This window comes from Halochromatium sp. NSM3 (assembly GCF_059621085.1).
The window spans coordinates 1-9,146 of record NZ_JCAQIA010000062.1 but is presented as its reverse complement, the minus strand read 5'-3'; the positions used below and the strand labels follow the sequence as shown (position 1 = coordinate 9,146).

Genomic DNA, 9,146 nt, shown 5'->3' with positions numbered 1-9,146 from the left:
CCTCCCCCCCTTTGTTCTTCCACCTTTGCGCGCGTTGCGCGCCTGCGCGAGCGGTGCTTATCCGCCGCCCGCCGGCGCGCCCCCAACTGGGGCGCGCCCGGCGCCTGTCACGTCCACGTCCACGCCCGCGTCCAAACCCGACCCCGAACTGGCGGTCGTGGAATCGCCGCGCACGCTGAGTCCCGAACTCATCTATGCCGCGCTGGTCGCGGAGGTCGCGCTTCAACGCGGCGACTACAATGCCGCCTTCGAGCATTTTCTGCGCGCCGCCGAGCTGGCGCGTGAGCCGAGCCTGGCCGAGCGCGCCGTGCGGTCGGCGTTAAACGCCAAACGTTCGGCGGCGGCACGACGCGCGCTCGACCTCTGGACCGACCTGGAGCCAGACGCGCCCAAGGCCCATCAGCTTGCGGCCTTCCTGGCGTTAGAGGCTGACGATCAGGAGCGGGCCTTGGCCTCGCTGCAGCGGGTGATCGAACTCGCCGGGGTGCCGGGGCAGGGCTATCTGCAGGCCGCGCAGATCCTCGGTCGGCTTCCCGATCCGACGGATCGCTTCAGAATGATGCGCGCGTTGGTCGACGCGCTCGACGCGGAGGAGGATGCCGACGCGCAGTTCGCGCTCGCGACCTTGGCCGCCGCCGCCGATAACGACGAGACCGCGATCCGGCTCGCCGAGCGCGCCGCAAAGCTGCGTCCCGGCTGGAGCGATCCGCAGTTGTTTCTAGTGCGCCTGTTGGTCAGGCGCGATCGGATCGAGCAGGCGCACGCGATGCTCGATCACTATCTCAGCGAGGCGCCCGCCGATCGGGAGCTGAAGCTGATGAAGGCGCAGTTGTACATGGATGCCGAGGAGCCAGAGCAGGCGCTGGCGGTCTTCGATGAACTGCTCGAAGGCGATCCGGATCGTGCAGATGTGTTATTCGCCGCAGCTGTGTTAGCCCTTGAGATCAGTGATCTCGATAAGGCACGGGGTTATCTCGAGGCGCTGCAACGTCTCGAGCAGCGTCCGAATGATGTCGCCTTCCTGCTCGGGCAGGTCGAGGAGCAGTCGGGCAACAGCGACGCCGCCTTGGCACACTATGAGCAGGTGCGCGGACAGAACCGGACCAGTGCGCAGGTGCGCATTGCCAGCCTGTATGCGCAAGCAGGCGAGATGGCGCGTGCGCGCGAGCTGCTGCAACAACTGCGCGATCAGTCGCCCGGCCAAGCCGTGACCTTTTCTCTGATCGAGGGCGAGCTGTTACGCGCGCAGGGGCTCGATCAGCAAGCCCTCGAGGTGTACGACCGGGCGCTCGCGGAACAGCCGGCTCATGCGGACCTGCTCTATGCCCGGGCCATGCTGGCGGTGGCGATGGATGAGGTCGGGATGCTCGAGCGCGACCTGCGGCGCATCCTGGTGGATGATCCCGATCACGTCGACGCGCTCAATGCCCTCGGCTACACCTTGGCCGATCGCACCGATCGCCTCGATGCCGCTCAGGCCCTCATCGAGCGCGCGCTGCAACTGCGCCCCGATGATCCCGCGATTCTCGATAGCATGGGCTGGGTGCTGTACCGCAAGGGCCAGTCGGAAGACGCTGAAACCTATCTGCGCCGAGCACTCGCGCAGGGCTTTGATGCCGAGATCGCGGCTCATCTTGGCGAGGTGCTCTGGTCCCTGGGGCGCAAGGACGAGGCGCGCGAGGTCTGGGGCCATGCCCTCGACGAGGCGCCGGAGCACGAATATCTGTTGAGGGTGCTGAGTCGCTTCCGCTTCTCGCACACCGATCAGTGAGGGTGCCGGTGACCATGGGGTTTGCGCAACCCGACGCGGATGGCGCCTGGCTGGCGCCAGCGAAGCTCAACCTAATGCTGCGTGTGCTCGGGCGCCGGCCCGATGGCTATCATCGCTTGCAGACCGTGTTCCAGTTTCTCGATCAGTGCGATCGGCTGTTCTTCGAGCCGCGCGCCGATGGGCGCATCGAACGTCTTGGCGGGCCGGCCGAGATCCCGCCGGAGCAGGATCTGGTGGTGCGCGCGGCGCGGGCGCTCCAAGCGGAAACCGGCTGTGACGCCGGGGTGAGTATCCGCATCGATAAACGCTTGCCGATGGGCGGTGGGCTCGGCGGTGGGAGTTCGGATGCGGCCACGACGCTGCAGGCCCTGAACCAGCTTTGGGGAACCGTGCTCGCCACCGAGCGGCTTGCGGAAATCGGGCTGCGGCTTGGCGCCGATGTGCCCGTGTTCGTGCGCGGGGAGGCGGCCTGGGGCGAGGGCGTGGGCGAGAGCCTGGTGCCGGTCGAGCTGCCGATGCCTTGGTATCTGGTCCTAGTGCCGCGCTGTCAGGTCTCGACGGCAGCGGTCTTCGGAGATCCGGGATTGACAAGAGATTCACAGCCAATCACACTAGGCGACTTTCTGCGCGGCAATGCCAATAATGACTGTCTTGCCACGGTGCTCAAGAACTATCCTGTGGTCGCCGATGCTTATCGTTGGCTTGCCGAGCACGCGGATGCCAAGCTCACCGGTACCGGGGCCTGTCTTTTCGCGGCCCTGCCAGACCGGGCAGCGGCCGAGCGACTGCTCGGCGAGGTGCCGTCGGAGGTTCCGGCATTCGTCGCGCGCGGGCACAATCGCTCGCCGTTGTTTGCCTCGCCTTGCGGCGCAGGCTCAACCAACTGAGCTGGTTCAATCCATTGGGGCGTCGCCAAGAGGTAAGGCACTGGGTTTTGATCCCAGCATTCCCAGGTTCGAATCCTGGCGCCCCAGCCATCATTCATCAGACCGAGAGTGGCCATAACGGTGCCGCTTGAGCCAAAAGGACAATCCGTGCGGGCTAGCGCCTTGATGGTGTTCTCGGGGAACGCCAATCCCGCGCTCGCCAGTGAGATCGTCGCGCACCTGGGGCTGCCGCTGGGCAAGGCCGTCGTCGGCCAGTTCAGCGATGGCGAGGTGATGACCGAGATCCAAGAAAATGTGCGCGGTCGCGATATCTTCATCGTGCAGCCGACCTGCGCGCCGACCAACGACAATCTACTCGAATTGTTGGTGATGATCGATGCCTTGCGCTGGGCCTCGGCCAAGCGCATCACGGCGGTCATTCCGTACTTCGGCTATGCCCGTCAGGATCGGCGTCCGCGCTCGGCGCGGGTGCCGATCACCGCGCGTCTGGTGGCCAAGATGATCGGCTCGGCCGGCGCCGACCGGGTGTTGACGGTCGATCTCCATGCCGATCAGATCCAGGGGTTCTTCGACATCCCGGTCGACAATGTCTATGCCTCGCCGATCCTGCTCGGCGATGTCTGGCGGCAGAAGCACGATAACCTGATGGTGGTCTCGCCCGATGTGGGCGGCGTGGTGCGCGCCCGTGCGCTCGCCAAGCGCCTCGATGATGCCGATCTGGCGATCATCGACAAGCGGCGTCCGCGCGCGAATGAGGCCAAGGTGATGAACATCATCGGCGATGTGCGCGGGCGCTCCTGCGTGCTCGTCGACGACTTGGTCGATACTGCGGGTACGCTCTGTCAGGCCGCTGCGGCACTGAAGGAGCAGGGCGCCTCACGGGTACAGGCCTACTGTACCCATCCGGTGCTCTCGGGACCGGCGGTGGAGAACATCTCGGCCTCGGCGCTCGACGAGCTGGTTGTCACCAACACCATCCCCTTGCGTCCCGACGCGCGTGATTGCCCAAAGATCCGGCAGTTGGGGATCGGCGAGCTGCTCGCCGAGACCATGCGTCGTGTCTCGAACGAGGAATCGGTCAGCTCGCTCTTCGTCGACTGACCACAGCGAATGCGCCTTGCGCGCGTTGTCTGACTGGCGCCGGCATCTGGTCGCGGATGCCGGCGTTTTGTTGTTATTCAATCTGGAGACTCAGTCATGAGTGATGTATTTGAAGTCGTGGCTCAGCCGAGGAGCGACACGGGGAAGGGTGCGAGCCGCCGCCTGCGTCGGACCGGGCTGGTGCCGGGGATCGTCTATGGCGGTAACGCCGAGCCGACCATGCTTGCCGTGCGGCATAGCGAACTCGAGCGCCAGCTCGACTATGAAGCCTTCTATTCGAGCCTGCTCGATCTGAAGCTCGGCGACGAGACCACCAAGGTCGTGCTCAAGGATCTGCAACGCCATCCGGCCAAGCCCTTCCTGCTGCATGTCGATTTCCTGCGCGTGAGCAGTGACGAGAAGCTGCGTCTGACGATCCCGATCCACTTCGTCAACGAACAGGGATGCCCAGGCCTGAAGATGGGCGGCACCATCTCGCACAACATCACCGAGATCGAGGTCAGCTGCTTGCCGGCCGATCTGCCGGAGTATCTCAGCGTCGATATGGCGGAGATGACGCTCGGCGATGTGATCCATGTCTCCGAACTCAAGCTCCCGGAGGGCGTGGAACTGACCCACTCGATTGATCCCGAGACGCCGGTGGTGATGATCTACGCGCCGCAGTCGGAGAGCGCGAACGCTGACGACAGTGACGAAATGCCGGATGGCGAATCCAGCGCCGATTGATCTGGATTCATTGAGGCCATGATGGGCGTGCGCGTTTAGCGGTTGCCTGTCTGGCTCAAGGCGATGGCAGAACAAGGCATTCAGCTGATCGTGGGGCTCGGTAATCCCGGCCCCCAGTATGCCGGAACTCGGCATAATGCCGGCTATTGGCTGGTCGACCGGATCGCTGAGCGGGCTGGCGTAGAGTTGCGCCCGGAGGCCAAGTTCCAGGGCTTCGTGGCGCGCGTCAGTGGTCCAAGCGGCGATCTGCGATTGCTGAAACCGACGACCTTCATGAACCACAGCGGTCGTGCGCTAGCGGCGGTGTGTCGCTATTTCGATATTGAGCCGAACGCGGTGCTGGTCGCCTACGATGAACTCGACCTTTCGGTGGGCGCGGCCAAGCTCAAGTTCGGCGGCGGTCATGCCGGCCATAATGGCATCCGTGACAGTCTTGCCGCGCTCGGTAGTCGCGACTTTTGGCGTCTGCGCATTGGGATTGGCCATCCTGGGACCAAGGAGCAGGTGATCGGCTATGTGCTGAGTCGCCCCTCGCGCTCCGATTTGGATGCGATCCTCGAGGTCGTCGATGAGGCCGAGGCCTGTCTTCCGGAACTCTTGGCCGGCGAGTATCAGCGGGTGATGAATCGCTTGCACGCGCGCCCCTGATCGTTTCCCGCTAATTTCCGCCATCGCGTTTCGCGGGCGCAAAAAAATAGCAAGCCGCGCGTTGGCGGCCTGCTAAACCTCCTTTGGTTATTGTTCGGTCAGGATCAGTAGAGGAACGCGACGTTCAGGCCGACCTCGTACTGGTGCATTCTGATCTCGGGGGCCTGGTCGGCGGTGAACGCCCCTGGTCCAGAGACGCCTTTTTCCGGTGCATACATGCCCCAGAAGGTCAGCTCGATGTTGTCCTTGGCCCGATAGCTAGCGCCGATCGTGAAATGCTCTTCCGGTGTTGCCGGGGCGAGGGTATTGAAGGCGACCTGACTGCCGTCGATCGGATTCTTGCCGTAGCTATAGCCGGCGCGTAGCTTCAGGGTGTCGTTGACGGCGTATTGCGCGCCGAGTTTGAACACGGTCATGTCGTCCCAGCCGAAGCCGGCGCCCTTGGAGCCTCCCAAGCAGTAGCGCGCGTCATAGGTCGCGCCCGGACGGCTGGGCTGGCCAAGACCGGCGCCGAGATCGCATTTGAGGGCGAGATCGTTGGGGTTGGCGATCGCCGGCACATCGCTGTAGCCGATATGCTGCACATCGAAGGCGAGCGCGAGGCGCTCATTGGGCCGGATGACAAGGCCCAGCGTGCCGACTGCAGGGATGTCGAACTTGCCGCCCTCGGCGAACAGGTCGGCGTATTTATCGAACTTGCCCATGTACATCTTGGTTCGGTACGAGGCGCCGAGCGCGAGCATCGGGCTGATCTCCCACAGACCGCCGAGCTGGAAACCATAGCCCCAAGCCGAATCCTGGCCGTTATCGCTCAGGTTGGGCACCGAGACGCCGCTCATCGTCCGGCTTTCGAGCATGCTCTGGGTGAAGGTCTGGGTGAAGCCCTGGAAGGCGCCGACTCCCTTGACCTCGATGGTCTGGTAGCCGAGCAGGACGCTGGCGCCCAGGCTCAGTCCGTCGGCGACCTCGCGCGAGTAGGCGAACGCCAAGCCGAGTTGCTCAAGATTGACGCCGGCGTTGCCGCCGCCTGCGGGCGTCGTGCCCGGAACCTGCATGGCGGCGCGTGGGTCCGGTGGCAGATAGTGCGGCGGATTCGCGAAGCGATTGTTGCCGCCGAAGGCGCCGAGTTGCTGGTAGGTCTTGGCGCTGCGGTAATCGGTATTCATGCCGCCGTTGCCGAAGACGGCGATGCCGAAGGCGCTGCGATCGTCGAGCGGATGGCTGTAGCCGAGATTGGGAATCAGGAAGTCCTCGTTTCGGCTGCGCAGGGTGCCGGTGCCATCGCCACTGCCGATCGGCGCGAATGCCCCTTGGGTGCAGCCTGTGGTACAGAAGGCGTCCGAGGGCCGCAGACCGCTGTATTCGCGGCGAGGCATGAACCAGGACAGGCCGACGTCGGCGCGCCGGCCGATCTGATTGACGCCGGCCGGGTTGGCGACGATCGCCAATGTGTCCTGCGGCATGGCCGCCGCGCCGGCGCCTGCCATGCCCTTGGCGGCTGGCGAATAGCCGTGCGACATATAGCCATTGGTGGCCTGGGCTAGGGGCGCTAGCGCGCCGCAAGCAAGTGCCAAGGCGCTCGCTTGTATCTGTTTATACATGATCGGGGGTACTCCTCACTGCTCTCCTCATTACTCTTCTCGTTGACGTTCTCTTCTCGCGCCGACGGCATGGCGACCGCCTGAACCGGCTTGGTCGGATTTGTTGCGGTACTGAAACATCTTGGCGTGCACGGTGACTTCTTCGTTGAGAATTGTCAACCGGTTCGATGGCGAATGCTCATGCCGATCCGCCGGTGGCGCACGGACAGGCGCATCGGTCACGAGCGTGCCCGTGACGGTCGAGCAAGCGGTGCTGGAGGCGGATGCGGGTTGCGCGGCCGCGCAACCCAGCTGGGCGTGTCGCCGAGGCGGGCGATCGCTTAGACAGGACGCGCGGGCTCGCGTCCGATCGAGACATAGGTGACCCCGGCGGCCGTGACTTGAGCGGGATCGAACAGGTTGCGCCCGTCGAAGATCACGGGCGCGCTCAACTGCGCCTTGATGTCGGCGAAGTTCGGACTGCGGAACTCGCTCCATTCGGTGACGATGACCAGCGCATCGGCGCCTTTGACCGCGTCCATGCGATTCTCGACCAGTTCCAGATCGGTGCGCTCGCCATAGATTCGCTGCGCCTCCTCGGCGGCGACCGGATCGAACGCGCGCACGCGCGCGCCAGCGGCCCAGAGCTGTTCCATCAGGCGGCGGCTCGATGCCTCGCGCATATCATCGGTATTCGGCTTGAACGCCAGGCCCCAGAGAGCGAAGGTCTTGCCTTGAAGGGCGCCCTCGAAGTAGCGCTCGATCTTGCTGAACAGCCGCTCCTTTTGACGGTGGTTGACCGCCTCGACCGCCTGCAAGAGTTCGGCCTTGTAGCCGGTCGTGGTGGCCGTGCGCTCGAGCGCGCGCACATCCTTCGGGAAGCAGGAGCCACCATAGCCGCAGCCCGGATAGATGAATTGGTAGCCGATACGCGGGTCGGAGCCGATGCCGACGCGCACCATCTCGATATCGGCGCCGACGGCTTCGGCGATATTCGAGAGTTCGTTCATGAAGCTGATCTTGGTCGCGAGCATGGCGTTCGCGGCGTATTTGGTCAGCTCCGCAGAGCGCACGCCCATGACCATGACGCGGTCGTGATTGCGATTAAACGGGCCATAGAGGGCACGCAGCAGTTCGCCGGTGCGCGGGTTGTCGGTGCCGACGATGATGCGATCCGGGCGCATGAAGTCATCGATCGCGGCGCCTTCCTTCAAGAACTCGGGGTTGGAGACGACATCGAAATCGATCGTCTGCCCGCGCTCGGCCTGCGCCGCGCGAACGGTCTCGGCGACGCGATCAGCGGTGCCGACGGGCACCGTCGATTTATCGACGATGACGCGATAGCTGGTCATGCGCTCGCCAATCGACTTCGCCACCGCGAGCACATGCCGCAGATCGGCCGAGCCGTCCTCGTCCGGTGGGGTGCCGACGGCGATGAATTGGAACAGCCCATGGTCGACGCCTTCGTCCGCATCGGTCGAGAAGCGCAGCCGGCCGGCTTGGCGATTCTTGGCGATCAGGTCGTCGAGTCCGGGCTCGAAGATCGGGACACCGCCGGCGTTGAGCATGGCGACCTTGTCAGCGTCGACATCGATGCAGATGACCTGGTTGCCGACTTCGGCCAGGCAGGCGCCGGTCACTAGGCCGACGTAGCCGCTTCCAAAGATGGTGACGTCCATCGAGAGTCCTCTTGTTCGTCGTAATGGGGGGATGAAAAAATGCTCGCTCGCGCGAGTCTACCGTAAACGTCGCTAGGCATTGCTCGGCTGAAGGTCGAGCCGATGAGTGATTCCTCTTCGGCAGCCCAGCTGCGGCTCATCAATTTACCGTCTTGGTGTTGACGAGTAGGCGATGGCGCGGTATTCTGCCGCGCTCGGCTGACTTGGAGGGGTTCCCGAGCGGTCAAAGGGATCAGACTGTAAATCTGACGGCTCAGCCTTCGGAGGTTCGAATCCTCCCCCCTCCACCATATAAAGCGGTCGCCATTCTCATTGGGAGGCGACTAGGGCCGGCAACTGGGGCGTGATTGAACTCTCGCTGCAAGGCTGTCGTAACCCGTCTGACATGCGGGTGTAGTTCAATGGTAGAACCTCAGCCTTCCAAGCTGATGGTGTGGGTTCGATTCCCATCACCCGCTCCATGTCCAGCGCCCGCTAGGCGTGAGCACAATGCTCGGCTCGAGTAGGTTTTGACTCAAAAGCATTTGCCCATGTAGCTCAGTTGGTAGAGCACACCCTTGGTAAGGGTGAGGTCACCGGTTCGACTCCGGTCATGGGCTCCATTTCCGTCTATGGTGGCCCGGTCATCGGGCTGGTTTGACGATTCGTGGCGGCAGACTGGTAACAAGACGATATCCAAGCGTGCGGAGATAGGGTCAGTGTCCAAAGAAAAGTTCGAGAGAAAGAAGGCGCACGTCAATGTTGGCACGATTGG

7 protein-coding genes and 4 tRNA genes are annotated in these 9,146 nt (G+C 63.8%); 9 read left to right on the top strand and 2 right to left on the bottom strand.

Going from position 1 to position 9,146, the window contains the following annotated elements; genetic code table 11:
• The 6 genes from AC54T3_RS16740 to pth form a co-directional block, all read left to right on the top strand.
• Positions 1 to 1,771, top strand: a 1,771-nt coding sequence (locus AC54T3_RS16740) for a tetratricopeptide repeat protein (protein WP_496626452.1), incomplete at its 5' end; no start/stop codon positions are given.
• Positions 1,772 to 1,785: 14 nt separating this feature from the next.
• Positions 1,786 to 2,658 carry a 4-(cytidine 5'-diphospho)-2-C-methyl-D-erythritol kinase gene (ispE, locus tag AC54T3_RS16735; RefSeq protein ID WP_496626451.1) on the top strand — a complete coding sequence of 291 codons (873 nt, stop codon included), beginning with the start codon at positions 1,786 to 1,788 and terminating at the stop codon, positions 2,656 to 2,658.
• A 15-nt stretch (positions 2,659 to 2,673) separates the two neighbouring features.
• Positions 2,674 to 2,748, top strand: a tRNA-Gln gene (locus AC54T3_RS16730).
• A 57-nt stretch (positions 2,749 to 2,805) separates the two neighbouring features.
• On the top strand, positions 2,806 to 3,759 hold the full coding sequence (locus tag AC54T3_RS16725) for a ribose-phosphate diphosphokinase (protein WP_496626450.1): 954 nt from the start codon (positions 2,806 to 2,808) through the stop codon (positions 3,757 to 3,759).
• A gap of 96 nt (positions 3,760 to 3,855) precedes the next feature.
• Positions 3,856 to 4,485, top strand: coding sequence for a 50S ribosomal protein L25/general stress protein Ctc (locus tag AC54T3_RS16720; protein WP_496626449.1), 630 nt, complete (start codon positions 3,856 to 3,858; stop codon positions 4,483 to 4,485).
• 63 nt (positions 4,486 to 4,548) lie between these two features.
• The gene (gene pth / locus AC54T3_RS16715) at positions 4,549 to 5,133 is read left to right on the top strand and encodes an aminoacyl-tRNA hydrolase (protein ID WP_496626448.1); all 585 of its coding nucleotides are present in this window, start codon (positions 4,549 to 4,551) and stop codon (positions 5,131 to 5,133) included.
• 104 nt (positions 5,134 to 5,237) lie between these two features.
• Here pth and AC54T3_RS16710 read toward each other — a convergent pair whose 3' ends face one another.
• Both AC54T3_RS16710 and AC54T3_RS16705 read right to left on the bottom strand, forming a co-directional pair.
• Entirely contained in the window at positions 5,238 to 6,734 is a 1,497-nt protein-coding gene (locus AC54T3_RS16710; protein ID WP_496626447.1) for an OmpP1/FadL family transporter, read from the bottom strand.
• A gap of 320 nt (positions 6,735 to 7,054) precedes the next feature.
• Positions 7,055 to 8,392 (bottom strand): UDP-glucose dehydrogenase family protein, encoded by a 1,338-nt coding sequence (locus tag AC54T3_RS16705; protein ID WP_496626446.1) that lies wholly within the window; start codon positions 8,390 to 8,392, stop codon positions 7,055 to 7,057.
• A 205-nt stretch (positions 8,393 to 8,597) separates the two neighbouring features.
• Here AC54T3_RS16705 and AC54T3_RS16700 point away from each other — a divergent pair.
• The 3 genes from AC54T3_RS16700 to AC54T3_RS16690 all read left to right on the top strand — a co-directional run bounded on the left by AC54T3_RS16700 (position 8,598) and on the right by AC54T3_RS16690 (position 8,994).
• Positions 8,598 to 8,682: transfer RNA gene (locus AC54T3_RS16700), tRNA-Tyr, on the top strand.
• A gap of 97 nt (positions 8,683 to 8,779) precedes the next feature.
• A tRNA-Gly gene (locus AC54T3_RS16695) sits at positions 8,780 to 8,853 on the top strand.
• Positions 8,854 to 8,918: 65 nt separating this feature from the next.
• Positions 8,919 to 8,994, top strand: a tRNA-Thr gene (locus AC54T3_RS16690).
• Positions 8,995 to 9,146 lie beyond the last annotated feature (152 nt).